Source organism: Bradyrhizobium roseum, assembly GCF_030413175.1.
Classification (GTDB): domain Bacteria; phylum Pseudomonadota; class Alphaproteobacteria; order Rhizobiales; family Xanthobacteraceae; genus Bradyrhizobium; species Bradyrhizobium roseum.
In genome coordinates this window covers 5434256-5459364 of record NZ_CP129212.1, presented here as the reverse complement: position 1 = coordinate 5459364, position 25109 = coordinate 5434256, and the positions used below count along the sequence as shown (strand labels likewise).

At 59.8% G+C, this 25109-nt stretch carries 22 protein-coding genes; 11 read left to right on the top strand and 11 right to left on the bottom strand.

The genetic code is table 11. From position 1 onward, the window contains the following. The first annotated feature begins 160 nt into the window (after positions 1 to 160). Positions 161 to 1591, top strand: a complete 1431-nt coding sequence (locus tag QUH67_RS25915) for a hypothetical protein (protein WP_300942207.1) — start codon at positions 161 to 163, stop codon at positions 1589 to 1591. 6 nt (positions 1592 to 1597) lie between these two features. Here QUH67_RS25915 and QUH67_RS25910 read toward each other — a convergent pair whose 3' ends face one another. Next, positions 1598 to 2557 (bottom strand): NAD-dependent epimerase/dehydratase family protein, encoded by a 960-nt coding sequence (locus QUH67_RS25910; protein WP_300942206.1) that lies wholly within the window; start codon positions 2555 to 2557, stop codon positions 1598 to 1600. A gap of 161 nt (positions 2558 to 2718) precedes the next feature. On the opposite strand from QUH67_RS25910, the gene QUH67_RS25905 reads away from it, so the two are divergent. Beyond that, complete coding sequence (locus QUH67_RS25905; protein WP_300942205.1) at positions 2719 to 3519, top strand: FkbM family methyltransferase; 801 nt, start codon at positions 2719 to 2721, stop codon at positions 3517 to 3519. A 26-nt stretch (positions 3520 to 3545) separates the two neighbouring features. Here the strand turns inward: QUH67_RS25905 and QUH67_RS25900 are convergent, their stop codons facing one another. From QUH67_RS25900 to QUH67_RS25890, 3 genes are all read right to left on the bottom strand, one after another. Continuing rightward, positions 3546 to 4700, bottom strand: coding sequence for a phytanoyl-CoA dioxygenase family protein (locus QUH67_RS25900; RefSeq protein WP_300942204.1), 1155 nt, complete (start codon positions 4698 to 4700; stop codon positions 3546 to 3548). A 92-nt stretch (positions 4701 to 4792) separates the two neighbouring features. Then, positions 4793 to 5983, bottom strand: coding sequence for a UDP-N-acetylglucosamine 2-epimerase (gene neuC / locus QUH67_RS25895; RefSeq protein WP_300942203.1), 1191 nt, complete (start codon positions 5981 to 5983; stop codon positions 4793 to 4795). Continuing rightward, entirely contained in the window at positions 5980 to 6726 is a 747-nt protein-coding gene (locus QUH67_RS25890; protein ID WP_300942202.1) for an acylneuraminate cytidylyltransferase family protein, read from the bottom strand. Before QUH67_RS25890 ends, neuC begins: the two co-directional genes overlap by 4 nt. Positions 6727 to 6909: 183 nt before the next feature. On the opposite strand from QUH67_RS25890, the gene neuB reads away from it, so the two are divergent. Genes neuB through QUH67_RS25850 form a run of 8 tightly spaced genes read left to right on the top strand, consistent with a single transcriptional unit; the run spans position 6910 to position 13847 of the window. Next, positions 6910 to 7992 carry an N-acetylneuraminate synthase gene (gene neuB / locus QUH67_RS25885; RefSeq protein ID WP_300942201.1) on the top strand — a complete coding sequence of 361 codons (1083 nt, stop codon included), beginning with the start codon at positions 6910 to 6912 and terminating at the stop codon, positions 7990 to 7992. After that, complete coding sequence (locus QUH67_RS25880) at positions 7989 to 8627, top strand: NeuD/PglB/VioB family sugar acetyltransferase (protein ID WP_300942200.1); 639 nt, start codon at positions 7989 to 7991, stop codon at positions 8625 to 8627. Before neuB ends, QUH67_RS25880 begins: the two co-directional genes overlap by 4 nt. Beyond that, positions 8627 to 9667: a nucleotidyltransferase family protein gene (locus tag QUH67_RS25875; protein WP_300942199.1), complete on the top strand. Its 1041-nt coding sequence runs from the start codon at positions 8627 to 8629 to the stop codon at positions 9665 to 9667. The genes QUH67_RS25880 and QUH67_RS25875 overlap by 1 nt, the downstream gene beginning before the upstream one ends. Then, positions 9664 to 10476 carry an SDR family oxidoreductase gene (locus tag QUH67_RS25870; protein ID WP_300942198.1) on the top strand — a complete coding sequence of 271 codons (813 nt, stop codon included), beginning with the start codon at positions 9664 to 9666 and terminating at the stop codon, positions 10474 to 10476. Before QUH67_RS25875 ends, QUH67_RS25870 begins: the two co-directional genes overlap by 4 nt. 37 nt (positions 10477 to 10513) lie before the next feature. After that, a complete protein-coding gene (locus QUH67_RS25865; RefSeq protein WP_300942197.1) occupies positions 10514 to 11695 on the top strand; it encodes an N-acetyl sugar amidotransferase in 1182 nt (393 codons plus the stop codon). Between the two features lie 53 nt (positions 11696 to 11748). After that, positions 11749 to 12387, top strand: a complete 639-nt coding sequence (gene hisH / locus QUH67_RS25860; RefSeq protein ID WP_300942196.1) for an imidazole glycerol phosphate synthase subunit HisH — start codon at positions 11749 to 11751, stop codon at positions 12385 to 12387. A gap of 13 nt (positions 12388 to 12400) precedes the next feature. After that, entirely contained in the window at positions 12401 to 13177 is a 777-nt protein-coding gene (gene hisF / locus QUH67_RS25855; protein ID WP_300942195.1) for an imidazole glycerol phosphate synthase subunit HisF, read from the top strand. A gap of 4 nt (positions 13178 to 13181) precedes the next feature. After that, the gene (locus QUH67_RS25850) at positions 13182 to 13847 is read left to right on the top strand and encodes an LbetaH domain-containing protein (RefSeq protein WP_300942194.1); all 666 of its coding nucleotides are present in this window, start codon (positions 13182 to 13184) and stop codon (positions 13845 to 13847) included. Here the strand turns inward: QUH67_RS25850 and QUH67_RS25845 are convergent, their stop codons facing one another. After that, positions 13848 to 15221, bottom strand: a complete 1374-nt coding sequence (locus QUH67_RS25845) for an aminotransferase class III-fold pyridoxal phosphate-dependent enzyme (RefSeq protein ID WP_300942193.1) — start codon at positions 15219 to 15221, stop codon at positions 13848 to 13850. It lies immediately after the preceding gene. 96 nt (positions 15222 to 15317) lie between these two features. On the opposite strand from QUH67_RS25845, the gene QUH67_RS25840 reads away from it, so the two are divergent. Beyond that, positions 15318 to 17027 (top strand): hypothetical protein, encoded by a 1710-nt coding sequence (locus QUH67_RS25840; RefSeq protein ID WP_300942192.1) that lies wholly within the window; start codon positions 15318 to 15320, stop codon positions 17025 to 17027. A 23-nt stretch (positions 17028 to 17050) separates the two neighbouring features. On the opposite strand, the gene QUH67_RS25835 is transcribed toward QUH67_RS25840, so the two are convergent. The 6 genes from QUH67_RS25835 to QUH67_RS25810 all read right to left on the bottom strand — a co-directional run bounded on the left by QUH67_RS25835 (position 17051) and on the right by QUH67_RS25810 (position 24197). Beyond that, a complete protein-coding gene (locus tag QUH67_RS25835; RefSeq protein WP_300942191.1) occupies positions 17051 to 18271 on the bottom strand; it encodes a glycosyltransferase family 4 protein in 1221 nt (406 codons plus the stop codon). A 101-nt stretch (positions 18272 to 18372) separates the two neighbouring features. Further along, on the bottom strand, positions 18373 to 18495 hold the full coding sequence (locus QUH67_RS25830) for a hypothetical protein (RefSeq protein ID WP_300942190.1): 123 nt from the start codon (positions 18493 to 18495) through the stop codon (positions 18373 to 18375). Further along, positions 18476 to 19552 (bottom strand): GDP-mannose 4,6-dehydratase, encoded by a 1077-nt coding sequence (gmd, locus tag QUH67_RS25825; protein ID WP_300942189.1) that lies wholly within the window; start codon positions 19550 to 19552, stop codon positions 18476 to 18478. The genes QUH67_RS25830 and gmd overlap by 20 nt, the downstream gene beginning before the upstream one ends. Positions 19553 to 20521: 969 nt before the next feature. Beyond that, positions 20522 to 21646, bottom strand: coding sequence for an O-antigen ligase family protein (locus tag QUH67_RS25820; protein WP_300942188.1), 1125 nt, complete (start codon positions 21644 to 21646; stop codon positions 20522 to 20524). Positions 21647 to 22391: 745 nt separating this feature from the next. Then, a complete protein-coding gene (locus QUH67_RS25815; protein ID WP_300942187.1) occupies positions 22392 to 22889 on the bottom strand; it encodes a D-glycero-alpha-D-manno-heptose-1,7-bisphosphate 7-phosphatase in 498 nt (165 codons plus the stop codon). Positions 22890 to 23243: 354 nt separating this feature from the next. After that, positions 23244 to 24197 (bottom strand): NAD-dependent epimerase/dehydratase family protein, encoded by a 954-nt coding sequence (locus QUH67_RS25810; protein ID WP_300942186.1) that lies wholly within the window; start codon positions 24195 to 24197, stop codon positions 23244 to 23246. Positions 24198 to 25109: the final 912 nt, after the last annotated feature.

The following is a 25109-nucleotide window of genomic DNA, read 5'->3' as shown; positions in this document are numbered from 1 at the left end:
TTTAGGGTTTCGGCGCGCTTCTAACGGCAACATGCAACGGATTGTTCAATTGGCGGGCGGTCTCTCGTCACCCGCAATTCTCCTCGTCTTAATCTGGTGCGCAGCGCTCTTAAGTGTCGCCGTCGGACCAATAGACTATCAGGGACAGCCGTCCATTGTCGTGCTTACCACAGTCGGCTTGGGCGTCGCACTCTTTCTGCTCGGCTATTGGGGTGGCAGAGTTCTTTTCGTCCGCCATTTCTCGCGTCACGTCGAAATGCCTGCGCTTTCCAGGCGGATGCTGAATCGCATCGTCATCGCTGTGTCACTGTTCGGTATCGTCGGAATTGCCTTGGTCGCGCTTGACCGCGCGATCCTGAGCGGGGTGAGCAACAGTGCCTACTCGGAGCTGTTGCGCTGCGCTCCTGGGCTGGTCGACGCCATATCGATGAAGCGGACACCGCTGCTGTATGCCGGCTATGCCATGTTCTCCTTCGGGTTTGTGTCGATGGTGCTGTTCTTGCTCAAGGGAGAGGAAGTCACGGGATGGGCGGCGACGCTGGCGCAATTGTCCATCGTCTCTCCAGTCGGTTATGCGGTGCTCTATTCGGGGCGGATGCCGATCCTGTTCGCTCTCGTTCTGATTGTTGTGGCAATGCTGATTCGGCTCGCGCAGGGTCGGCCGCTGTTGCCACGCGGCCACTATCTCGTCGTCAAAATGGTCGCCATGATCGGGCTGTTTGCTATCTATTCGAGCGCGATCTGGACGAGTCGGCAGAGTTTCTGCATCCAGATGTCGCCGCTGATCATCGAGCTGCAGGAGGAGCAGATGCAGCGGGACCAGACGCAGCGCGAGATACCTCCTGCCGTTGCCGGCGGGCCGACCGAGACCAGCGAGAAAATTACCGCAACTGATCTTAACAAGCGAATTGGCGAGCGAATTGCAGAGGCGCGCGCGGCTCCACCGCCGGAGCAAAAGCCGAGCTCCGCCGACGCGATCCTCGCGATGAGGTTGGAAGCTTGGAGTGTGAAGCCGCGGGGTTACGTCGCGTCCGCGATCGAATCCGGCCGCCTATCGGCATCTGGCGCGATGATCGGCCTGAGCACCTATTTCTATTTGACACACGGGGTACGGACCATCGATATCGCATGGCAGGCACGCGATAAGTTCACTCCGAAATGGGGAGTCTACGAGATCGGGGTGCTATCACCGCTGCTGCGGGTCTTTTTTCCGAACAACCAGCAGGTCGAGGCCATGGAGGCCGAGCTAAGAGCTGCCTTGATCTACGGATTCTTCCCGACCGTGTGGGCCGCCGCCTTCATCGATTTCGGCTTTGTCGGTGCAATCATTTACGTCCTGATCTGGGGCGTCGTGGCGGGCTGGAGCGCGGCGGGAAGCAAGCACTCCGACCGGATAACGCCGTTGCTGCTTTTGGTCTTTGTCCTCGCCAGCATCCTGCTCAGCGTAGTGCAGGGGCCGCTGGGCATGGCAAATTCGGCGCTGGTGCTGGTTTCGCTGGTTGTGACCGGCTTCACGCTCGATTTTGCCAGGCTGCGGTCGGGATCGTCGGAGGATGCCGGCGAGCTTCAGGTGAACAGCTCGGCCACCTAAAGCCGGTCAGTGCGCCGAGAAGTCGCGCAGCCAAGCCACCGTTGCCGCGACGCCTTGCTTCATGTCAAACGGCAGATTGCCGCAGACCGAAGCCGTAGGCCCGAGGTCGAACTGATATTGTGTGAGCACATTGTTGAGGCGGAATGAATTGAAGGGAAACTTCTTTATCCCGATCGCGTTCACAGCGTCGCCGCAAAACGCCAATGTTCGTGCAACGGTGGTTGGCAGATGCGGAATGGGGCGAGAGCCGAACGCGCGCTGAAAGGCGTCGCACCAGGCGATCAGATCGATCGGCGTGTAGTCTGCAAGATAGAATGTTCGGCGCTGGATCTGTTCGGCAGGCACCGCGAGCAGGCGCCAGTACTGGAATGTAATGTTGTCGATATAGCTGTAAGACTTCCAGAGCGGGCCGTTCCCGACGTGGAAATAGTATCCGCGTTCGATCATGCGGAGGAAGCGCTGGTAGTGCGCACTCATGCCGGGGCCCCAGACCGTGGTGGGACGCGCCAGACACCATTCGCAGCCGCCGCCGTCTGCGGTGCGGACGATCTGTTCGGTGCGGACCTTGCTCTTTCCGTATAGTGTGTCCGCGGTATAATCGGTGTCGCTTGTCGGCAGATAGCCGACGCGGCAGACGAGCTGCGAAGAGGTCCAGATCCCGCGCCGGATCGACGGCGTCAGCCGCACCGCTTCGACCAGATTCTCAACGCCCTCGATATTGGCGGCATAGCCCGCAAGATTGGTCGTCTCGTCCAGGTCGATGCGCGCGGCGAGATGGACCAGCGCGTCGGGCGCCGCGTTCTGCACGGCCTCTTTGAGACGATCTGTCTCCAGGAGGTCGCAGACAATATCGGTTGCGGCAGCCGGAACCTTGTCGAGCCCCACGACTGCACACCCCTCGGTGCGCAGCCGCCGCACCAATGCCTGTCCGATGAAGCCGGAGCTTCCGGTCACGAGAATTTTCATGCTGATGTCGCTGTCACGGCCGAGGGACGGTCGCTTGACCGGCTTGCGCGGCTGATCTACCAAATCGACCTATCGATTGCAAATTCCACCGAATCTCTGGCGGACCAGGCATTTTGCGATCGATTTTTTCACCCCGGCTCTTGCCCAACGGCGCACGCTTCATGAAGGCATTCGTCTCAGCCGCGTTCCAGGCGATCAATCGCGTCCTGGAGCCGATCGGCCTGCGCCTGATGCGCACCAACGCACCGGTCCGGAACTTTGCGCTGTTCTTCAAGCACCTGAAATCGCTGGGATTTGAGGTGAAGACGGTGATCGACGTCGGCATCGCCTTCGGCACCTCACCGATCTACGACGCATTCCCGCGCGCGAAGTATTTTCTGGTCGAGCCGGTCGCTGAATGCCGTCCCGTGCTTGAGCAGCTCAAGCAGCGGCTTGACGCTGAATATTTTCTGGTCGCCGCTGGCGCCGAGGACGGCGAGATCACCTTCAACGTCCATGACGATATCTCGGGCTCGAGCATCTTCGCGCAGGTCGAAGGCAAGGCGCTCGACGGCGAAGCGCGCAAGACGCCGATACGTCGGCTGGACTCATTGTTGCCGGAGAAGCTTGAGCATCCGGTATTCATCAAGGTCGACACCCAGGGTGCCGAGATCGAGGTGCTGAAAGGGCTGGGCTCGCGCATCAACGAGATCGATCTCATGATACTCGAGACCACGACGATGCCGATGCGGCATGGCATTCCGCAGTTCGCCGACATCGTGCGCTTCTGTGACGAGGCGGGGTTTGCGGTCTATGACGTGCTCGAGGGCCACATGCGGTCGCTGGACGGCGCGCTCGCGCAGATTGATCTCGCCTTTATCCGCAAGGACAGCCCGCTGCGCAGCCAGTCAGCCTATTTCAGTCCCGAACAGCTCGCGGATTATCTGACGCGGCCGAGCAAGCTGCACGGCGCGAAGAGCTGATCGCGTCACATCGCCAAGGCGAGGCCTCAGAGTTCCGCGAGCAGGATGAACAGGCAGCGGCGTTCGCCCTTGTTCACCATGCCGCCGCGATGCATGCCGTTGCCGTCGAACAGCACGCAATTGCCGTAGTTCGAGGTCGCGGCGAAATGTCCCTCGCGCAGCCGCGCCACGTCGGGGGAGTTGTCTTGCAGGTCGCCGCCGAAATCCGCCTTCTTGCGCAGGAACGCCGGCAGCGCCATGAATTTCTTGCGCGCCTCGGGGCGCCGACCCGAGAAGCCGCTGAAGTCGTTGGTCCGGCGCACCATCCCTTCGAACCAGCCGATCTTCGCATTCTGGCTGCCCCGGATGTAGCAGAACGGTCCCCCGTCCGGGCCGATGTCGTGGACGTAGATCGCGCATTTCAGCATGCCGTAGGTGGCATCGATATGCAGATAGCTGCCCCATGGGTCCTGGTGCTGGGTGTCCGGGAATACCCGCTTCCAAAACGCGAGGTCCTGGTCGTTGATCTGTGCATTGACGTGCTTCACGCCGGCCGGGCGGCCGAGATAGGCGCTCGCAGTCTCCACGATACCGTAGCGCTTGAAGATATTCTCTACCGTCGCGAAGGCCTCTGCATCGGCGGAGCGCGTGCACCAGTAGACGTTGTCGTCGAACTTGCGCTTCTCCGGCCGAATGTTGGCACGACGCTCGTCAAGTTTGGCAAAGCCCGGATTGGTCACATTTCGGATCTGGTCGATTTCATCCGGCGCGAGCGTCAGGCAGACGATGCCGTCGGATTTGATCTTGTTCAGCAAGGCCGGGTTTGCCGGCATCGCAGGGCGTCGCGCACCGGTCAGTATGCCGATCGCGCGGCTGGCGCGGATGCGCGCAAACATCGAGATGTAGCGCAGGGCGGTCCGGGCGTTGAGGCCGCTGAAGCCGGCTTCCTTGGTCAATAGCGGCATGTTGTCGTAATCGACGATGCGGCGGATGGTGACAAAGGCGAAGGTCCGCAGGAACACATTCAGCGCGTAAAGCCGCTCGCGGAAAGTCGGCCGGGCGAACATGCCACCATAGGCTGGATGCGCGTCATAGTCGATCGAGGGCAGGGTGTTGCCGCGATAGGGCGGGATCGGTAGCTCGCTGACTTCGACGGCACGCGCCGCGGCCGCCGCATCCGTGAGGGAATCGATTGTCGTCATGTCGCGTTTCTCCGGACCTGCCGCGGATCGTTTCAAAGCCGCCCGATCTATACAACTTGGCGCATTGCGCAGGCAACAACGGCCGGCAGTTATCAGCCCGTCTTGAGGTGTTCCGGCGCGGCGGCTAAATCATGGAAATGCTTCGGGAAAGCACCACGGAGGTCGATCTTTTGAAGGGTTCCAGCGATCTTTTCCGACGCGCCCCCGCGGCCATAGGGCGGCTCTACGCCCGGATCAGGGTGGAACCGGCCTTCGAAGATGCGCAGCAGACTTGCGAGAATGACGGCCGAATCGGCCGGGCAATCGATGATCGAGGCGGCGCGCAGCCGGCCTTGCTGGCGGTCGCCGATATTGATCGAGGGCACGCCGACGGCCGGCGCCTCCAGGATGCCGCTGGAGGAGTTGCCGACCACGGCGTCGGCGAGCCGCAGCGCGGCCCAGTAACGCTCGCTGCCGAGTGAGGTGAAGTGAAAGGCGTGGTCCGGCCGTGCCGCGACGAAGGCCCTGATGGCGTCGTCGATGGCGCGATAACCGGGATCAGCGTTGACGCCGGTGAAGATGATGCTGCGGTCCTTGACCTCGGCGAGCGCGCCGAGGAGTGCGGCGACATTCGTTGCGTCGGTATCCGGCCGCGCCGTCGTCGGATGCAGCGTGACCAGCAGGAAGCGTTCCGGGCCGCTGACGCCAAGCCCTGTGAGCAGTTCGGTCCGGCTGAGCATCGGCGCCGTGCTGGCTAGATCAAGGCCCGGTGCGCCGACATTGAAGACAAAGTTGGGATTTTCGCCCATCTGGATCACGCGCTGCCGATAGGGCTCGGCCGCAACGAAATGCAGGCAGGCCATCTTCGTGATCGCGTGGCGGATCGCATCATCGAAGGCGCCGGCGGTGATCTCGCCGCCATGTATGTGAGCGATCGGAATGTTCAACAGCGTCGCGGTGACCGCGGCAGCCAGCACCTCGTAGCGGTCGCCGAGCACGACAAGAACATCCGGCGCAAGCTGGGGGAGCACATCGGCGAAGCCGGAAACGCCGATGCCGGTACCACGCGCCACCGTCTCGGCGCGATCGTCGTGCAGTTGGAGATCGATTGTCGCCGCGATCGAAAAAGCGTCGGCCTCGATAGTTCGCCAAGTCTCGCCGAAGCGCGGCACGAGATGCATGCCACAGGCGACAATGCTGAGGGAAACGTTATCCGTCTCCTTCAGCCGCGTCAGGGTGCCCCGCAGCAATCCGTAGTCGGCCCGCGAACCGGTGACGACGGCGATGCGGCGGCTTGCGGTCATGCGGATTTCCGCCATGGCGACGCGTCGAGCATACCGTGCTCGATGACGTAGGATGCGTAGGCGAGGTCGGCAGCACTCTCGATCTCGATCGAGTGCAAGCGGTCCATCATGATGCCGTAGCTCGCGGAGGGATCGGCATAGATCTTCCGGTGCTTGCGCATCGCGTCCCAGCCGACGAGGTAGAGCGCGCCGTTCATAGTGACTTCAGGCACCTGGTCCTGCCGCCGCTGCGCCGTCGTCTTCAGCATCTTCTCGACGATGCCACCGATTGAGCCGTCCACGCCGAGCGTCCCGACGAAGATCGAGGCCACTTCGGTCTCGCGCATGCCGACCACAAGGCTCGCCTTGCGCGCGGCGAACAGTTCGACCGCCTCATCGAAATGTCCCGGCCGTGCGAAGGGCGACGAAGGTTCCAGCAGCATAATGGCGTCGTAGCGCCGTCCTTCATGCGTCTCGAACCAATCCATGGCGTGAAGCACCACGTCGTTGGAGGAGGCGGTGTCGCTCGCAAGTTGGGCCGGGCGGTCGAACAGCACCTCGGCGCCATGGCGCTTTGCCTCGGCCTGGATCTCCGCGCTGTCACTGGAGACGATCAGACGCGAGCAGTAGCGCGATTGCCGCGCCGCCTTTGCCTTGTAGCCGACCAGGCTGAGACCGCCGACCTCGCGCAGGTTCTTGCCGGGCAATCCCTTGGATCCTCCGCGGCCCACCAGCAGGAACAATATCTCCGGCGAATTCGTCATTTGCTCTCGACAATCCCGCTGTCAGCGCCAAACAAGGACCGGCACGATTCGTCGCCGGCCAGGGGGCTGAATGGGGAACGCCGCAAGCCGCCCGCTTGCATTGCTTTTACCAGTGTACTCGACTAAGACAACCGCTTGATAGGCAGGCGATTTCGATCGCCCTGCGTCCAGCGACGAAACCGCATGCATCGCCGAACCCTGATCATTGCCGAGGCCGGTGTTAACCATAACGGCGATCGCGCGCGGGCACTCGAGTTGGTGGAAGCTGCCGCCCGCGCAGGGGCCGACGTCGTCAAGTTTCAGTCGTTTCGTGCCGACAAGCTGGCGACTGCAGGCGCTGCGAAAGCAAGCTATCAGCAGGCGACCACTGGCGACGCGCAGTCACAGCTCGAAATGCTGCGCGCGCTCGAACTGAGTGAGGACGACGAGGAGAATATCGCCGCGGCCTGCGCCGCCGTCGGCATCGCCTACATGTCGACCCCGTTCGATGACGACAGCGCCACGCATCTGGTCCGCCGAATCGGCGTCTCGACACTGAAGGTTGGATCGGGCGATCTTACCAATGCGCCACTGCTCTTGCATCTGGCGCGCTTTCGACTGCCGATCATCCTGTCAACCGGCATGGCAACACTGGCGGAAGTCGAGCAGGCGCTCGGCGTCATCGCCTTCGGCTATCTCGCCGACGCGCATACGCGGCCGTCTCCGGCCGATTTCTCAAACCTTCTGCTCGACCGCGGGACCTGGACCGAGCTACGCGCCAAGGTCACGCTGTTGCATTGCACGACCGAGTATCCGGCCGAACCGGAATCGATCAATCTGCGCGCGATGGCGACGCTGCACGATGCGTTCGGGCTTCCCGTTGGCTTTTCCGATCACAGCCGCGGCATTCATGTTGCCGCAGCCGCGGTCGCGCTCGGCGCGGCCGTGATAGAAAAACACCTGACCCTCGATCGCAATCTGCCGGGGCCCGATCACCGCGCCTCGGTCGAACCCGACGAAATGACCGCGATGATTGCGTCGATCCGCGACGTCGAGGCAGCGCTCGGCGACGGCCGCAAGGTGCCTGCGCGGGAAGAGATTCCAAATCGCGCGGTGGCGCGGCGGAGTCTCGTTGCGATCCGCGCCGTTTGCGCCGGCGAGCGCTTCACAGAGGATAATCTCGGCGTCAAGCGGCCCGGTGACGGCATTGCGCCGATCGAATACTGGAGCTATCTCGGCAAGTCGGCGCAGCGCGACTATGCGGCCAATGAGGCGCTGGAGCCATGAGCCTGATCGTGCTCTGTGCCGGCGGTCATGCCCGCGTTGTCATCGAAGCTTTGCGGAGCCGTGGCATACGTCCCGCCGCGGTGATGGATTGCGATACCGCACTCCTGGGCAGTGTGGTCGGCGGCGTTCCGATCACGGGACCCGACGAAGACATCCTGAAGATGAGCGTGGATGCGGTCGAGCTCGTTAACGGCTTGGGCAACCGCGCCTCGCGCACCGATTCGGGCCTGTCCGGGCGGCGTGAGCTGTTTGGCCGTTTCGCCGCTCTGGGTTACAAGTTTCCGGTGATTTCGCATGTCTCCGCAGTGATTGCCTCCGATGCAACGCTCGGCGCCGGCGCTCAGGTGATGGCGGGTGCCGTGATCCAGCCGGCGGTGCGGATCGGGCGGAATGCTCTGGTCAATACGCGCGCGGTGGTGGAGCATGACTGCATCGTGGGCGATCACGCGCATGTTGCTCCGGGGGCGGTGCTGTGCGGCGGCGTGTCGATTGGCGAGAGCGCCCATATCGGTGCGGGGGCGGTGGTTCTGGTGGGCGTCAACGTGGGAGCGGGGGCTGTCGTTGCCGCGGGCGCCGTGGTCGCAAAGAATGTCGGGTCCGGCGCCTTCGCCGGCGGCGACCGGATTGGTTCGTGATGACAGAAATATTCGTTGTCAGTGAAGATATGCCCCTGATCGAGACGCTGCGGCGGATCGATCAAGGCCATTTGCAGCTCGCCGTGGTCGAACGTGACGGCAGGATCGTCGGCACCGTCACCGACGGAGACGTGCGGCGCGCGTTGCTCGGCGGCGTCGGGCTCGACGCCTCCGTCGACCTCGTGATGAACCGCACGCCGATCACGGCGCCGGTCGGCATTTCCAACCCGGCTGCGCTCAACCTGATGCGCAAGCATTCGATCCATCAGCTTCCGATCGTCGATGCCGAGGGCAGGGTGGTCGAGGTCAAGCTGATCGACGACCTTGCGCTCGCGCAGCAATCCGACCACTGGGTGGTCCTGATGGCCGGCGGCCTCGGCTCGCGGCTGAAGCCGCTGACTGATGACATACCGAAGCCCCTGATCCGGGTTGGCGACAAGCCGATCCTGGAGACAGTGCTCGGCGGTTTCGTCAAGGCTGGCTTTGGCAAGTTCTTCATCTCGGTCAACTACAAGGCCGACATGATCCGCGAGCATTTCGGCGATGGCTCGGCCTTGGGCGTGGAAATCAACTATCTCCAGGAGGACGCGCGCCTCGGCACCGCCGGCGCGCTGTCGCTGTTGCCCGAGCGGCCGACGCAGCCGTTTTTTGTCATGAACGGAGATCTGCTCACGACCGTCAATTTCGAGCAGTTGCTGAAATATCACCGCGAGCATCAGGCGTTCTCCACCGTTTGCGTGCGCGAGCATTCGGTGACGGTGCCGTTCGGCGTCGTCGATTTCGACGATCATCGCCTGCTCGGCATCCGCGAGAAGCCGACGCAGAAATTCTTCGTCAATGCCGGCGTCTATCTGCTCGATCCTGGCGTGCTTGACTACCTCGAAGCCAACGAGGCCGTGGACATGCCCACCCTGATCGAGCGAACGATTGCTACTGGCAAGCCGTCTGTGGTGTTCCCCCTGCGGGAGTACTGGATCGATGTCGGCCGGCTCGACGATCTGCAACGCGCCTCCGACGAGTTTCAGAGGATTTTCGGATGAGCACCGAACGTTCGCTCCGCGAGATGATGTCACTCGACGGGCGCGTCGCTGTCGTCACGGGGGGCGCCGGTCATATCGGCCGCGCGATTGCAGACGGCCTGGCGGAGCTTGGCGCCACGATCGCGCTGGTCGATATGGCGGCGTCTGCCGGCAAAGAGGCTGCGGCGGCGCTCACGAAGAGCTGGCCGGTCAAGGCGGAAATGTTCGACTGCGATTTCGAGCAGGGGGAGGCGGTAAAAGATCTGCCTCGGCGGGTGCGCCAGGCGTTCGGCGGCATCGACATCATCGTCAACTGCGCGGCCTTTGTTGGCACCAGTGGGCTTGAGGGGTGGGCCGTGCCGTTCGAGCAGCAGTCGGATGCGACTTGGCGGCGGGCGCTCGAAGTCAACCTGACCGCGCCTTTCGTCCTGATCCAGGCCGCAGCCCAGGATCTGGCCAAATCAGGCCACGGCAGCGTGATCAATATCTCCTCGATCTACGGGCTCGCCGGGCCGGACTGGCGACTTTACGAGGGAACAGCGCTGGGGAACCCCGCAGCCTACGCTGCAAGCAAGGGTGGCCTGATCCAGATGACGCGCTGGCTTGCGACCACCATGGCCCCAAAAGTGCGGGTCAACGCCGTCGCGCCGGGAGGCGTGTTCCGGGCCACGTCGGAACCGTTTTTGAGCCGTTATGTGGCCCGCACGCCACTTGCCCGCATGGCGCGGGAAGATGACATGAAGGGCGCTGTGGCCTATCTGGCGAGCGATTTGTCGGCCTATGTCACAGGCCAGTGCATTGCAGTCGACGGGGGCTGGACGGCGTGGTAAGCCGACAGCAAATCATGCAATCGCGAGAATCTCTGAAATGTTGAGCTGTAGCAAATGCTTGTTGCCGGAAACGGCAGAGGCGACATCGTTCGACGAGGCCGGGTCCTGCAGCGTTTGCGCTCAGATCGAGGTCCGTGACACCCAGATCAACTGGGATGAACGCTACAAGCAGCTCATGGAACTGGTCGGTCAATACCGCGACAAGGGCCTTTATGACTGCATCCTGCCCTATTCGGGCGGCAAGGACAGTGTGTTCCAGCTCTGGTACGTCGTGCGCAAGCTCGGCCTGAAGCCGCTGGTGGTGCGCTTCGACCACTGGTTCTACCGGCCGCTGGTCGAAGAGAACAACACCAGCGTGTTCAAGCAGCTCGGCGTCGACGTCCTGAACTTTACGCCGAATTGGCACGTCGTCCGCGAATTGATGCTGGAGTCACTGAAGCGCCGCGGCGACTTCTGCTGGCACTGCCATACCGGCATCTATGCCCACACGATGCAGATCGCGATCCGTTACGAAACGCCGCTTCTGATCTGGGGTGAGAGTCTCGCTGAATACCAGTCGTTCTATTCCTACGACGAGATGGAAGAGGTTGACGAGAAGCGCTTCAACCGCGCCATGAATCTCGGCATCACCGCCGACGACATGTACGAATTTCTCGGCGGCCGCGTCGCCAAACGCGACCTCTATCCGTTCGTCTATCCGCCGCGCAAGGAACTGATGCGGATCAAGTGCCGCTCGGTCTGTCTCGGCAGCTATATCAAGTGGGACACCAAGAAGCATGTCGAAATCATCAAGAGCGAGCTCGGCTGGAAAGGCCAGGAGGTCGAGGGTATTCCGCCGGAATACGACTATGAAAAGATCGAGTGCTTTTTCCAGGGTGTGCGCGACTACCTGAAATACATCAAGCGCGGCATGGGGCGGACCAACCATCTCGCCAATATCGACATCCGCAACAAGCGCATGACCCGCGAGCAGGGCGAGGCCCTGGTGCGCGAATTCGACGGCAAGCGGCCGCCGAGCCTTGATCTCTTCCTCGATTATCTGCAGCTATCCGAAGAGCAGTTCCTGGGTATTGCGATCAAGCACGAGGTCAGCCCGTGGCAGTTCTCGCCGAACACGGTGGAGCCGGGCCGCCGCATGCCGGACATGTACAAGTGGAACAACACTCACGTACCCTGGCCGAACCATCCGGGTGTCGAGATCGGCGGCGGCAAGGAATAGTCGAGGATTGATCGCGGGCGCTTGCGGAACAGTGCTAGGGGGAGTGGGGGGCGATGTCAGGCGTTGCGATCGTCGATTACGGCATTAACAATGTGCGGTCGGTGCGTAACGCCGTGGAATATTGCGGCTTTGACCCGGTCGTGACCCATGATGCCGGCGCGATTGCAGACGCCTCCCACGTGATCCTGCCAGGCGTCGGTGCGTTCGGCGACGCCATGACCAATATTCGTGCACGCGGCATCGATGAGCTCCTGGAGCGCTATGTGCGAGAGAAGGGCAAGCCGTTCCTCGCCGTGTGTCTGGGCATGCAGCTCCTAGCCAAAACCTCTGAGGAGCACGCCAATGACGGCGTTCTACACAGCGGACTCGGCTGGTTCGATGCCGACGTCCTGCGCTTGATGCCGAACGATCCCGCGTTGAAGATCCCGCATATGGGCTGGAACATGGTGGCGAAGGAGCGCAGCCATCCGATCCTCGCCAATATCCGCGAGGGCAATCTGGCTTTCTATTTCGTGCATAGCTTTGCCATGCACTGCAAGGCGCCTAAGGACGTGGTCGGCTATGCCCAACATGGCCAGCAGGTGACTGCGATCATCGCGCGGGATAATATCGCCGCTACTCAGTTCCACCCCGAGAAAAGCCAGGATAGCGGGATCGACCTGATGAGCAATTTCCTGCGCTGGAATCCTTGAAAATTAGCCCGCGATGCTGAAGAAGCGCCTGATCCCGAAATTCCTGCTGCGTGACGGCAGGCTCGTCAAATATGTCCGTTTCTTCGAGAACGAGCGTGCAGCCGGCAATCCGGTGACGACGGCGAAGGTCTATAACGACTATGGCGTCGACGAATTGATCGTGCTCGACATCGTGCCGAGCGAAGCCTCGCGTCACCGCGTGGTCGAGATCATCGAGCGGATGTCGGAAGAGATATTCATGCCGTTCACGGTCGGCGGTGGGGTCAAGACGCTCAATGACGTGAACGTGCTGCTTCGAGCCGGCGCCGACAAGGTGTCGGTGAACTCGGCAGCAGTCCGCCGGCCGGAATTTCTGCGCGAGGCGGCGCGCACATTCGGCGACCAGTGCATGACGGTATCAATCGACTACAAGAAAATCAGCCCCAATCACGCCAGCGTGTTCATCGACGGCGGTCGTGAGCACGCAGCCCTCGATCCAATCGAATGGGCGCGGCGCTGCGAGGACCTTCATTGCGGCGAGGTGCTGCTCGGCTCCATCGACCAGGACGGCACCATGAGCGGTTACGACCTTGAAATGATCCACAGGGCTGCGCACGTGTTAAGCGTGCCTTTGATCGTTTCCGGCGGCTGCGGCTCACTTCAGCATGCGATCGACGCACTGGAGGCCGGCGCGTCCGCGGTGGCGATTTCTTCGATGTTTCTTTTTACCGATAATAGCCCGATCAAGCTACGCAGCCATCTTTTCTCGCGCGGCCTCGAGGTACGGGCGAGCTCCAGCAGCAGGAACTAGCGCCGTGCAGCTCTCGCTTCAGCGCAATGAGCTCGCCGTCTACGTGCGGAGGCAGTTCGAGAATCTGTTCCCGGATGGCGCCGATCTCGGCGACCTGTTGAAATTCGTGGACCTTGCGCTCGGACGGGTCGAGCACTGTTTCTCGCGCGTCAGGCTCAAGGGCTTCTTTGCCAATGGCGAGGCACGGTTCTCGCATTTGCACTCCGACCAATATGCGATCTTTCTGTACTATCTCGCAAACACAGTGTTTCGAGAGCGGCCCGGGCATCCCATTGCCGACAAGGCCTACGCGCTTAACAAGGCCTTGCACGCGCTAGACGCATTCTACGAGGTAGAGCTGCCCGACGTGTTCGCAGTCCAGCATCCGGTCGGCACGGTGCTCGGCCGCGCTAGCTATTCTGATTACTTCATCTGCTACCACAACTGCACGGTCGGCGCGAATCTCGAGAACGACTATCCATCGTTCGGACGTGGCAGCGTGATGTACGGCGGCAGCCGGGTGATCGGTAAGACCGCCGTCGGAGACAACACTTTCGTGTCAACCGGTGCAATCATCATCGATGGTGGCGCGCTCGCCGCCGACAGCGTGCTTTACGGTATCTATCCGAAGGCCGCGCGCTCGCCGACGTCGCGCAACGTTAGGCGCGAAATTTTCGGCATGGACGCCTGATCAGGTCAGCCGCTTGAACCCGGAATGGGCGACCGGACCGCGCAGCAATTGTTTGACGGCCTTCTGGTCCACCGCGATGCGCAGCTCGTGGAACACCTCGTTCAAGTTTTCCAGATAGCGGTCGACTTGGGCGTCGGTGTGCGCCCACATTGCATAGAACGAGCCGGTAGCTAAGATACCGCGGTCGAGCATCATTTGGGTGAACAACGTGCGGACTTCCTGCGCATCGGGCAGGTCGAAGGCGAAATGCCCGAGCGGTGAGATTCCGGAAATATGCAGAGGAAGGCCGGTCGTGCGTGAGGCTTCATTCCAACCGTTCTGGATGCGGCTGCCGATCCGCATAAGGTGATTAGCAACATTGCGCTCGCGATGCTTGCGCAGCGTGGCAAGGGCCGCCACCGGCCCAACGCGCTCAGTCCAAGCAGTCGAACTGATAAAGGTTTCCTGCGCAGCATCCATCACCGATGCCCGGCCGACGATCGCCGCCATCGGAAACCCATTAGCGATCGCCTTGGCAAATACTGCGATATCAGGGTCGACGCCGTAGGCGAGGTGTGCGCCGCCCGAATTGACGCGCAATCCCGATGTCACCTCGTCGAAGATCAGCACTGCGCCGCAGCGGTCAGCAAGGGTGCGGATGCCCTTGATGAAGGCCGGCTCAGGCTCGCTGGAGCGCACCGGCTCCATTACGATTGCGGCGAGTCGCTCGCCGTTGGTTGCAACGATCGCCTCGATCTCGTCAACCTTGTTGAAGTGGAACGGATGCATCAACCCGGCGAGACCGCGCGGCACGCCCTTCGTTTCCAAGCCTGGCAGTAGATGGCCGTCGAGCGCGGTGTTTTCGCCGAGATTGGCGCTCAGATACCAGTCGTGCCAGCCGTGATAGCCGCAGAATGCCACCATGTCGCGACCGGTGACTGCGCGTGCGATGCGGATCGCTATCGCCATCGCTTCGCCACCGGCGCGGCCGAAGCGAACCATGTCCGACCAGGGATGCAGCTCGATCAAGAGTTCGGCGAGTTCGATGTCCTCGGCGCAATTCAGCGTTGACATCGAGCCCAAATCGATTGCGGTCTTCACCGCGGCGTCGACGTCGGGATCCGCAAAACCCAGGATGGTGGCGCCGATTCCACAATAGCTCATGTCCAGAAAGGTTCTTCCGTCGAGGTCGACCACTTCGGCGCCCTTGGCCGTTTTGAAGTAGGTGGGCCACTGCTCGGGCAAGAACATTTCTGGGCGTTTGGACAGCAATTGGGTACCGCCGGGCATGACCTTGCGCGCGCGCCGGTAAAGCGTTTGGCCAGTGCTTGACATCGCATGCTTCTCCCGTACGGAAAGTAGGCGGTGGATACCCCAAGCCCACCGGTCAGGCAAGGTGCCGCGACGACCGCAGGCGACTCATGCGTGCTTGAAATCGGCGTGCGATGCTGCAAAACAGGCATGCGCCCGACAGGGTAGGGGACAGGGATCATGCACGCTTCGAGACGCGACCGTCGCTTTCACGCCGCCGGCGTCGGTGTTCTTGTGACGGTCCTCACCGGCTGGCTCGTCGTCTCCATGTTCGCGGTGACGCGGCAAGGCACCTGGGCCGACGAGGCCGGCTACATCATCAAGTCGTGGTGGTATGTCAGCGGCGAGGTGAAGCCCTACACCGCTGAGGATGCGACCTGGTACCAGCCGCTGCTATTCTACTGGCTCGGCGCATGGCAGTGGATCGCAGGCCACGACATCGTGGCCTCGCGCGCGCTTTCGCTGCTGATCACCTCCGTCAATATCGCGCTGTTGTCGGCCTTTTTGGGTCGGCTTGGCTGCACGATCTGGCCAATTGCGCTCGCGGTCATCGTCTTCGCGCTGACGGAAGATGGTATCTTCTATTTTAATAGCGCGACGCCCTACACGTACGCCGTCTGCCTGCAGCTCATAGCATTGCATCTTTTGCTCTCGATGGACAAGCGCGCGAGCTATGCGCTCGCCATTGGCCTCGGTGTCGTGCTGACGATGATCTATCAGCTCAGGGTCAACCTAGTGTCGTTCATTGCGCTCAGCCTTGCGATCGCGTGGGTTAGGGCAGGTCGCGACCGCTGGCGTGTCTATATCATCGCGTCTGCGACCTTTCTGGTCACCTGGGGAACCCTAGCCTGGCTGTGGGGCAGCCGGTTTGTCTACGTGTCGATCTGGGTGCCGTTAGTGACAGACTGGCTCATGAATGCCGGCATCCTGCCGCGGCTGTTCCCGAACGCCTTTGGTTTCAGCCATCAGGTCGCGATCGAGCAGAAGAACTCGCTGATAGAATTGCTCGTCTACGCGTTCGGCTGGGAGATGTGGCGGGACTGGATGCTGGGTCACCACCTTCTGCCGATGGTAGCGGTGGTGCTCGCGGCGATCGTCGCGCTTCTGCCGCGGATCACCAATCGCGGCTGGATAATGCTGTTCGTCGCCGCCTACTGTGGCCTGCTGGTGTTCCATCATCTCGGCTCGCAATCGTACTGTCCGATATGCATCCAGAGCTACGCGAATTACTTTGATTATCTCGGCGCGCTGGCGGGCGGGCTGGCCATTCACGGCTTGCTGCGGCATTTCTCTTTCGCGCTAGCGGCGCGAGGCCTTGCGGTGGTGGCAATCGTCGCAGCCGTCGTGACTGCAGCGATGCAATCCTGGAGCCTGACCGGCACGAACCGGCTGCCATCGCTCCGCAACAGCGTCGACGCGCTGCCGCAAGAGGTGAGTGAGATCAGCGCTATGCTGACTCAATCGCTGCAGCCAGGCTCCTCCTTCGGTGTGGTTGGTCTCGATCCGCGAATCCCGCTGGCGCTAGCGCGCGCGGATATGAGGTTTCCGGCCGTGAGCCTCAGCCTGGGCTCGTCCTATCGTCAGCTCAAACCGAACCTGACTGCCGAGCAGGAAGCGCAGACGATCAAGGAACTCGATGAACTGTCGGTTTGGACGGACACCACTGCGAAGAGATGGATCGAGAGCGACTATGACTGGCTGGTCGTTCAGCGGCGGCCGGACAAATTTCCGCCCTGGCTGATTTGGTCGCCACAAGCGCCACTCGTCAAAACTGGTCTCGAAAAGTGCTTTGAAAAAACTACGACACGCGACTACGATACATTCACGCCGCCGCTGGTGATCGAACTGTACAAACGTGTTCGCCGCGGCAGCGCTTGTCTCGGCGAGTGATGGACGACGCATACCAGCAGAGTCTACGGCTCGCCCATCCTTGTGTGTTTGACGTCGCTGACGACACTGCGGTAAAGGGCAAGCGCTGCCTCCTCGCGGTATTTGTGAGCAACATCGGCCGCCCGGATTCCTTTTTCGGTCGTCGCCTTACGATCCCGTGCAGCCTCCTGGATAGCCCGGGCAAGCTCGACTGGGTCCTCGGGCGGCACGACCCATCCGATGGCCTGCTCACGGAGCACCAGAGCTCCTTCGGAATTTGCCTCTGACGCGACAACGACCGGCCGACCGACGGCCAGGAGATTGTAGAGGCGGCTCGGAATCGACACGCCGGCGACATTCCGGCGGTAGGGTATGATCCAAAGATCCGCTGCGGACAGGAACTCAATGAGCTCATCCTCGGGGACCGGGCTCAGGATCGTGACGTTGGTGAGTTTTTCCCGTGCGAACAGGTCATTCAAGTCCTTCCAGCCAACGCCCCATCCGGACAGGATGAAATGGATGTCGCGCTCGGACTGCAGCAGTTTTGCTGCTTCAAACACCGTTGCAGGAGAATGGGTGAAGCCGAGATTGCCAGACAGTCCGACGATGAATTTGGAAGCACCCGGAGCGCGGAAACGGTTGGATGGCTCGACCTTCCGATATCCGATGGGGATCAGGGGCCAATTGGGGATAATGTGAAGCTTATCGGGTTTGACGCCTGGATACTTGAGGATTAGGGGCGGCACATCCCGTCCGATGACGACGATGGCGTCCAGGCCTCGAAACAGGATCGTGTTTGCGAAGCGGATGAGCCGGGCCGCAAAGGACTTGGATTGGATCAGGCCGGCCACTTCGAGCGCTTCGGGATAAAGATCGTGGATGAGGAGCAGCGTCGTCGCGCCTCGCAGTTTCGCCGCCAGAAACACGGTGTAAGGCAAAGTAAAAGGAGTCGTTATGCAGAAGACGACGTCGTTGGATGTTGCTCGCTTCAAGACCGAGAAGAACATCCGTGCGGCCAGCAGGCAAACCGCCGCCGCGCGTTGCACGAGTGCGGACTTGCGCGGATTCCAGGTTTTGATTTCGATGACGGCCGGATTGCTGTGCGGGTCAGCTCTGAGCAAATCCGAGTTGGGCGTGGCGGAAATTACGACGACTTGGCTATCTACCGCAAGCGTATCGGCGATCTTACCCAGGTACACCGCCGTCGTGCTCGGATCCGGAGGATAGAACTGAGTAGCGAAGATCAGCCTTGCAGAGTTGTGCATGTGTGACGGCCATCTGAAATGTGTAGCGCTGATGATCGATCAGCCGACTGTTTCGTTCGGTATGCTTCGTAGGCGGGGCTTGCCGTCCTCGTGCCGGCGCGTCAACCGAGCTCGGCCGACCGGTTGACGTCAAGCAGCCGACGCACCCAGCGTCGAGCCGACATGCCGCGATGCCCGGCGACATAGACCGTCTTGCCTTTCAGCTCAAACGGAAGGCTTGCCATTGGCCACCTCCCGTCTCGCGTCAGCGAGATCGCTTGCGACCATTTCCTTGACCATCTGAGCGAACGTGATCTTAGGCTTCCAGCCGAGCTTCTCGCGCGCCTTGCTGGCATCGCCGACCAGAAGGTCGACTTCGGTCGGCCGGAAGTAGACCGGATCGATGCGGACCATGGTCTTGCCGAATTTTCTGTCAACGCCCGTTTCGTCGACGCCCCTGCCGCGCCATTGGATGGTGCGGCCGACCTCGGCGAACGCCAGTTCGACGAACTCGCGCACCGAACGGGTCTCGCCGGTCGCCAGCACGAAATCGTCGGGCGCATCCGCCTGCAATATGCTGTGCATGCCCTCGACATAATCCCGCGCATGGCCCCAGTCGCGCTTGGCTTCCAGATTGCCGAGATAGAGGGTGTCTTCCAGGCCGGTCTCGATGCGGGCGACGCTGCGCGTGATCTTGCGCGTCACAAAAGTCTCGCCCCGGATCGGGCTCTCATGATTGAACAGGATGCCGTTCGAGGCATAGATGCCGTAGGCCTCTCGGTAGTTCACCGTGATCCAGTAGCCGTAGAGCTTGGCGACGCCGTAAGGCGAGCGCGGGTAGAACGGCGTGGTCTCCTTCTGCGGTACCTCCTGGGCGAGACCGTACAGTTCCGAGGTCGAGGCCTGGTAGAACCGCGTTTCCTTCTCCATGCCGAGGATACGGATCGCCTCCAAGAGCCGCAGCACGCCAATGGCGTCGGCATTGGCGGTGTATTCCGGGCTTTCGAAGCTGACGCCGACATGGCTCTGGGCTGCGAGGTTGTAGATCTCGGTCGGCCTGATCTGCTGCATCAGCCGGATCAGGTTGGTCGAGTCGGTCATGTCGCCGTAATGCAGCAGGAACGGCACCTTGCGGGAATGCGGGTCCTGGTAGAGGTGATCGATGCGCGCGGTGTTGAACGAGGACGACCGCCGCTTGATGCCGTGGACCTCATAGCCGAGGCCGAGCAGATATTCGGCAAGATACGCGCCGTCCTGGCCGGTGACGCCGGTGATCAGTGCAACAGGCGGTTTTCCTATCATACCTTCAACCTGCTCAGAGAATTTCGGAAAAGCTGCATACTATAGGCGTTCAACGCGAAAGCTGGTTATGTTAGCTGCGCAGCATCGTCGCCGAATTGAAGCCATACCCGTTGAACGAACTCAGTTCAAGAAATTCGTCATGACATGGATTAGATGCGGCGTTCAACCAGCATTGCCAATACTTAGCGTGCTTGCTCATCTATGATAGAATGAGGAACTGACCATGGCCCGCCAGCGTGAACCGGCGGGCCAGTCAGTTACATAAACAATACTACGGCTCATGCGTCGGCTTGATCGGCTGGACGGCTCGGTATAAACGGCCATTCGTCATCGGGTCACTGTTGTCGCTCGACGAAAATACGAAACCTTGGCCTCGCCAATGTGAGAAACGGCCCCTTCCAAGCTTCATAATGTCAGCGTGTGAGCTGTGAGGTGGGCCGAGGGGCTTGTCGTCTTCGTACAACATTACGGACGAGCGCTCGTAATCGTCCTCGGAATCCGCTTCGCCCAATCGCGCGCCTCTGGGAACCCAAGTATGCGCGACCACAGCATGGCGCGAGTCTCCCAATCGCTCGAAGCTATGAAGGACAACACTCTCGCTTCCTAAGAGGTGATAGGAATACTTAAAATAAGAGGAGAGCGCGAAATAGCCGATGATGCCAGCTATCGCTAATGCCAATTTCAGTTCTCGACTCACCTGCATAGGCGCCAGTTCAGTGTGAATATCATGCAACTAACACGAGTAGAGCAGGATTTCTATCACTTCACCGGCGTGGACGGAAAGAGGGGCCCGTGAACCGGTGGGCGTTTTCGGCAAGTCCCGGGGTCCAATTCGGCGTTTCTTACGCGACCTATCAAGTCGCTTATGGCTCGAAATAGGTTGGTTAGGCGGAGAACTGGGCACCGTCATACCACATAAGCAGACCCAGTGGACACCGGCACTCACTGCACCATTGGTGCGGCGGTAGTTCATGTTGCATGGCGGACTGTCGGGCTCGTACTTTCTCTGCAGACAATTGCGCCAGCGACTCCTACGCCCAATACGTACAGCCATCCTGCATGGAAGTCGAACAGATGTGAGTTAGCGAAACCGCTCAGAAAATTCTGGGCCACGACAGATAAGCCGATCCACTCGATCAAACCATGCCCGCGAAACAAAAGCAGATGAGCGCCCCACATCGAGAATAGGATGATGCAACCAAATAATCCCCATTGAATAGCAACATACAGTGTCTGATTGTGCGGGTTACGGATCTTGTCAGCCCAAGGGCCACTTTTGCCCTCTGCAAGTCTTTCGAACAATTGCTTGGTCGATCCCGTGCCGTGTCCGAGGATTGGAGCCCTTGCGATGGAATCCAACGAATTGCTCCAATAAAGTAACCTCTGACCCGTTGAGGTAGCGATATCCGATTGATCATTCTGTTTGAATTCGACAGCGGTCTGCAGAAGGCGGTGGCGCAAGTATGGGGATGTGAACGCAGCTAAAACCGCCGCACCAGCAACAATAACAAAGAATTTTAGCGCGGCCTTGCCGCTCAAGTATCTCGCCGCAAAGATCGCTGCCAAGAACGGTAAGTAAAGAAAGGCCGTTCGCGCAAGCGCGATAAAGGCCATGTTGACGACAAATCCAATCAACAGAGCGGAGCACCCGAAGGCCAGCAGAGTTCGCCGTTTTGCAAAGAACGCTAACAAGATTGGAGCAAGCGCACAGACGCAGATCGCAAACGCTTGCGTTTGGTCGATGCTGTTTCTGACCGGAACGCCAGCCTCGTTTCCTGAAATTCGCCAGCTCGGCGCAAAATAAACGATCCAGGAAAGCCCCATCAAAATTGTGCATGAGCCAAGAAAAGCAATAAAGACCCAATGGGCGCGATGCGATCGCTCGAAATGATACAGGAGGAGAGGGATAACCGCGAGCTTGGCTACCGGAGCAATGCCCTCCAGTCGTACCCCCCACGTATCATCGGCCCAGAACAAACCTAGCAGAGCTAGCGCAAGAAGCGCCAGAGGCAGATAACTGGCTGGTTGTTTAAGCGAACGGCAGAATGACCGCAGGTTGATCGTTGGAAATAAGCAGATAAGCCAAACGACCATGAACACACTGACGGCCGACGTTGACCATGGAAGAGCGGCCGCGGTAAGGGCTGGATAAAGGTCCGTGCATAAAAGCCAAAACCAAGAACGCGGCCATGATGCCACGCGCCTCAGAATCGTCTCTGACGGACGAACAGCCAATGCCGAATCTGACATACTCAAAACGCACCTTGCGGGACCAACTAATGCGCGACTTCTTATTCGTAATTCTTTTGGGATGGGGGTACAACTAACAAAATAGCTCGTTAAATGACGAAAGACAGCGAACATACGTAGGCCACCCCCTTCCGTCGGATAATCGAGTGCGCTTCGAGCTTCTGTTGCTCAAGCATTTTCAAAGACGACGGGTTTGGAGCCGTAGCTACGCACCCGATCCACATTTCGCCTTCAGTCCTGTGAAAAATCAGATTCACGCCACCATTCGCGCAGCTAAGGGTTCGAAATTTGCTGTAATCAAGGAGAGGAACAGACTATTCGACGACCTCGCGGAGTCCGGCGACGAGGTTCGCTCTAGAGTCGAACTTTACGAGAGTGGCGTACGTCTTGAGCCGGCACACAGCGATCACTCGGATGTAGCCAATTCAGGTCGAGGCCGCTTTTCACACCAGCACGACGATGTTCAAGCGACAATACTGATCCTGTGACAAACGGTAGAGGCCTATTGCGTGGTTAGACCGCCGAAATCTGAGAAAGCCGCATAGCATCGTGTGCCAATTGGCGCTGGAAGAAATTTTGTCGCGTATGATTACAAGATAGATTTCAAGAAATGCTCGAGGTTGTCGCCCCTAAACAAATAGCCTTTTATCCCTGCTGCCCGTGCGGCCTCTAGATCGGTGGGCTTGTCTCCTATGAGAATGCTCCGACCGGCATCCACCGGAAACTGGTCCAAGAGGTCATTGATCATGCCCGGTGCCGGCTTACGTCGATAGCTTGCTTGACGATACCGCTCTATTGGCGCTTCGGGATGAAAAGGGCAGTACTCGAATGCATCTATGTGAGCTCCGATGCTAGCTAAATCGTTCGCCATCCACTCATGTAGCGCTTCAACATGGCTTTCCTCATAGAGACCTCTGGCTACACCAGATTGGTTCGTAATCACGAATACAAAATATCCGGCATCATTGGCGACCTTGACCGCTGCGCGTGCGCCATCTATCCACTTTAGCTGGCTGATTTCGAAGACGTAGCCCCTATCTTCGTTCAGCACGCCGTCCCGATCAAAGAAAATTGCTGGTCTCTTCATCTCACTGCCTTAACGCGCGGAGCGCTATGTTGCCAAAACTGCCCTAGCCGCGAAATTTAATCTTAGTCGTGGACAGGAGTGTCGGATCGTAGTGATTTTTCCAGGCGATCTGATCGGCAAAGTCAATCCCAGGCCCGCCGATCCAATCGTTGCAAGTCTGGAAGCGAGACGATCGAGAACGCCACGCCGTTCGATAGTGCTCTCCACTTCCCAGCGATCTGCCGATGCAGCATGTCTTATTGCGTGGCTGCGAGGCGATCTTACCATTCTGCGACAAGATACTATTATCTGCGAATTCTGCGAATATGGAAATGGTTCGCAGTGTCAGTGCCAATGTATTGGCTGCCACGAACACTATTCGCTCAATGGTTCCCAGCCTATTGCAAGTAGCTTCGTCGGCGGAGCTAACAGTGGCCGGCCAATCCGTTCCCAAGTCGAAATTTGGCCCGTGGCCTTCAGGCACGCCTCGATCCAGCTTTCAGGCAGGGGTATCAAGCCAGGTGATCTGCCGAGGCTGGCGCGGTGACGCGCGATGAGTTTTGTGACGGTGACCGGCTTCGGGTCCGACACGATAAAAGTCTCTCCCCGTGCACGGGGGTTGCTCAAGGCCGTTTCGACTGCCAAATTGAAATTCTGAATGGACAATACGGACCGTTTTGCGGTCAGTGCTCCGAACGGCAACGGGACGGGCAGCCGCGAAAGCCGATGGACGGCAGCGAAATTTCCCTTCTCGCCTTCGCCATAAATTACGACCGGTCGCAAGATGGTGAACGAAATGCCGGCGGCGCGAATGGCCTGTTCGCCGGCAAATTTGGACCGTCCATATGCATTGCTTGGTGTTGGAAAGTCGTCTTCAGTCAGATCATGATCTGCGCAAGGACCGGACTGTGCGGCGATGGAAGAAATGAACACCAGATGTCTCTTCGCGCCGAGTGAAATGGCGCGGGCCAGAGCAGATGTCGCGCGGTGATTGATGCGATCGTAAAGGGCGTCGCCAGCGTGCTTGTGAGCGATGCCCGCAAGATGAACCACAGCGTCGCATTGATCCAGAAGGGGGCACCAGTCAAACAGCTTCGAGAGATCCGGCAACGGGACTGCGGCAACGTTCGGATTCTCGAAGGTGCTTGTCGCCCTCGATGCGGCAATCACCCTGTATCCCCGCGTGGCAAGGAAGGGGACCAAGTGCCGCCCGATGAACCCATCCGCACCCGTTACAAGCACCCTGGGTTTTTCTTCATTGGGGGTATTGTGCGAGCCAGACGCAGAGGAATGCACTTTAGAGTCCGGTGGGCCGGAGGCAGGTATCATTTGTGAGGCCGTCCGCACAGGAATATCCTCTTTCCGCCGAGTTTTCTTCATATCCTGCGAACAAGATCTTGGATCATTGGAAAGGTACTAGTATAGCGTCAGAAGTCGCAACCGAGGGTTTAGCCACGGCTGCCCGCCACAACACCAGCTTAAGCAGGATTGTCAATAGGCTCGGATGGTAACTTGACTCTCACGGTCGACCTTACCATCGGACCGTTCTGAAGGTGATATAATCGGTAGTGGAAAACGCGCCGCCCTTCTTTAGCTAGGCCCCAGCAAAGTTGTCAGGCGGCGAATCTTCGCTCTCACCGAAATGCGACCCCCACGTGCCTCGTATGGTCATAACTCTTCAAGGTGATACAGGTTGGGAAAGGTAAGTCTATGCGGCGCGTCGCGTCAGCAAGAGCCAGCAATAATTGGTATGGGCAGCGGGAGATGCTTGTTTAAGTCGCTCACGCAATCAATGCTGATCGCTCACCACGCGATGATGCTTACGCCTGTTTTCCATTTGGCGGCGATTGTTCATTTCGGAGCAAAGACATGCGCCGGTTTTAAGCGCTATTTCGCAGAGCTTCAAAAGCCAAGAAGATGTCGCGGGCTTGCAGGTAGACTTGCGTGTTGATTGCAGTCGCGTCATAGCCGTAGACTGCAAGTCGCGTCTCGATCTCAGCTGCTGCAGTTGGATCCGTGCGCCAGATCCGTGCATTCCTCTGAAGCTCGTGACGCGCGTGATCTTCTGTCCCCGGCGGAAGTCCGGCGAGATCGACGTGACGCAGGGCTTGTTCGACAGCGTTTCACGAAGGTGTTCCAATAGCTTATGGCGCAATATCCTGTAGCGCTGGATTTCCCAGGACAACTCCACGACATCGATAGCCAGTAGCCACTCGATAGCGGAACGGGGTGCAAGATCGG

Bases quoted from the DNA above. Each gene is read 5' to 3' on its own strand.
- QUH67_RS25905 (WP_300942205.1), top strand. From the start codon at position 2,719: ATGAAGGCATTCGTCTCAGCCGCGTTCCAGGCGATCAATCGCGTCCTG.
- QUH67_RS25900 (WP_300942204.1), bottom strand. From the start codon at position 4,700: ATGACGACAATCGATTCCCTCACGGATGCGGCGGCCGCGGCGCGTGCC.
- QUH67_RS25835 (WP_300942191.1), bottom strand. From the start codon at position 18,271: ATGCACAACTCTGCAAGGCTGATCTTCGCTACTCAGTTCTATCCTCCG.
- QUH67_RS25875 (WP_300942199.1), top strand. From the start codon at position 8,627: ATGACAGAAATATTCGTTGTCAGTGAAGATATGCCCCTGATCGAGACG.
- gmd (WP_300942189.1), bottom strand. From the start codon at position 19,552: ATGATAGGAAAACCGCCTGTTGCACTGATCACCGGCGTCACCGGCCAG.
- QUH67_RS25910 (WP_300942206.1), bottom strand. From the start codon at position 2,557: ATGAAAATTCTCGTGACCGGAAGCTCCGGCTTCATCGGACAGGCATTG.
- QUH67_RS25890 (WP_300942202.1), bottom strand. From the start codon at position 6,726: ATGACGAATTCGCCGGAGATATTGTTCCTGCTGGTGGGCCGCGGAGGA.
- QUH67_RS25830 (WP_300942190.1), bottom strand. From the start codon at position 18,495: ATGGCAAGCCTTCCGTTTGAGCTGAAAGGCAAGACGGTCTATGTCGCC.
- QUH67_RS25810 (WP_300942186.1), bottom strand. From the start codon at position 24,197: ATGATACCTGCCTCCGGCCCACCGGACTCTAAAGTGCATTCCTCTGCG.
- QUH67_RS25880 (WP_300942200.1), top strand. From the start codon at position 7,989: ATGAGCCTGATCGTGCTCTGTGCCGGCGGTCATGCCCGCGTTGTCATC.
- neuB (WP_300942201.1), top strand. From the start codon at position 6,910: ATGCATCGCCGAACCCTGATCATTGCCGAGGCCGGTGTTAACCATAAC.
- neuC (WP_300942203.1), bottom strand. From the start codon at position 5,983: ATGACCGCAAGCCGCCGCATCGCCGTCGTCACCGGTTCGCGGGCCGAC.
- QUH67_RS25870 (WP_300942198.1), top strand. From the start codon at position 9,664: ATGAGCACCGAACGTTCGCTCCGCGAGATGATGTCACTCGACGGGCGC.
- QUH67_RS25840 (WP_300942192.1), top strand. From the start codon at position 15,318: ATGCACGCTTCGAGACGCGACCGTCGCTTTCACGCCGCCGGCGTCGGT.
- QUH67_RS25815 (WP_300942187.1), bottom strand. From the start codon at position 22,889: ATGAAGAGACCAGCAATTTTCTTTGATCGGGACGGCGTGCTGAACGAA.
- QUH67_RS25865 (WP_300942197.1), top strand. From the start codon at position 10,514: ATGTTGAGCTGTAGCAAATGCTTGTTGCCGGAAACGGCAGAGGCGACA.
- QUH67_RS25820 (WP_300942188.1), bottom strand. From the start codon at position 21,646: ATGGTCGTTTGGCTTATCTGCTTATTTCCAACGATCAACCTGCGGTCA.
- hisH (WP_300942196.1), top strand. From the start codon at position 11,749: ATGTCAGGCGTTGCGATCGTCGATTACGGCATTAACAATGTGCGGTCG.
- hisF (WP_300942195.1), top strand. From the start codon at position 12,401: ATGCTGAAGAAGCGCCTGATCCCGAAATTCCTGCTGCGTGACGGCAGG.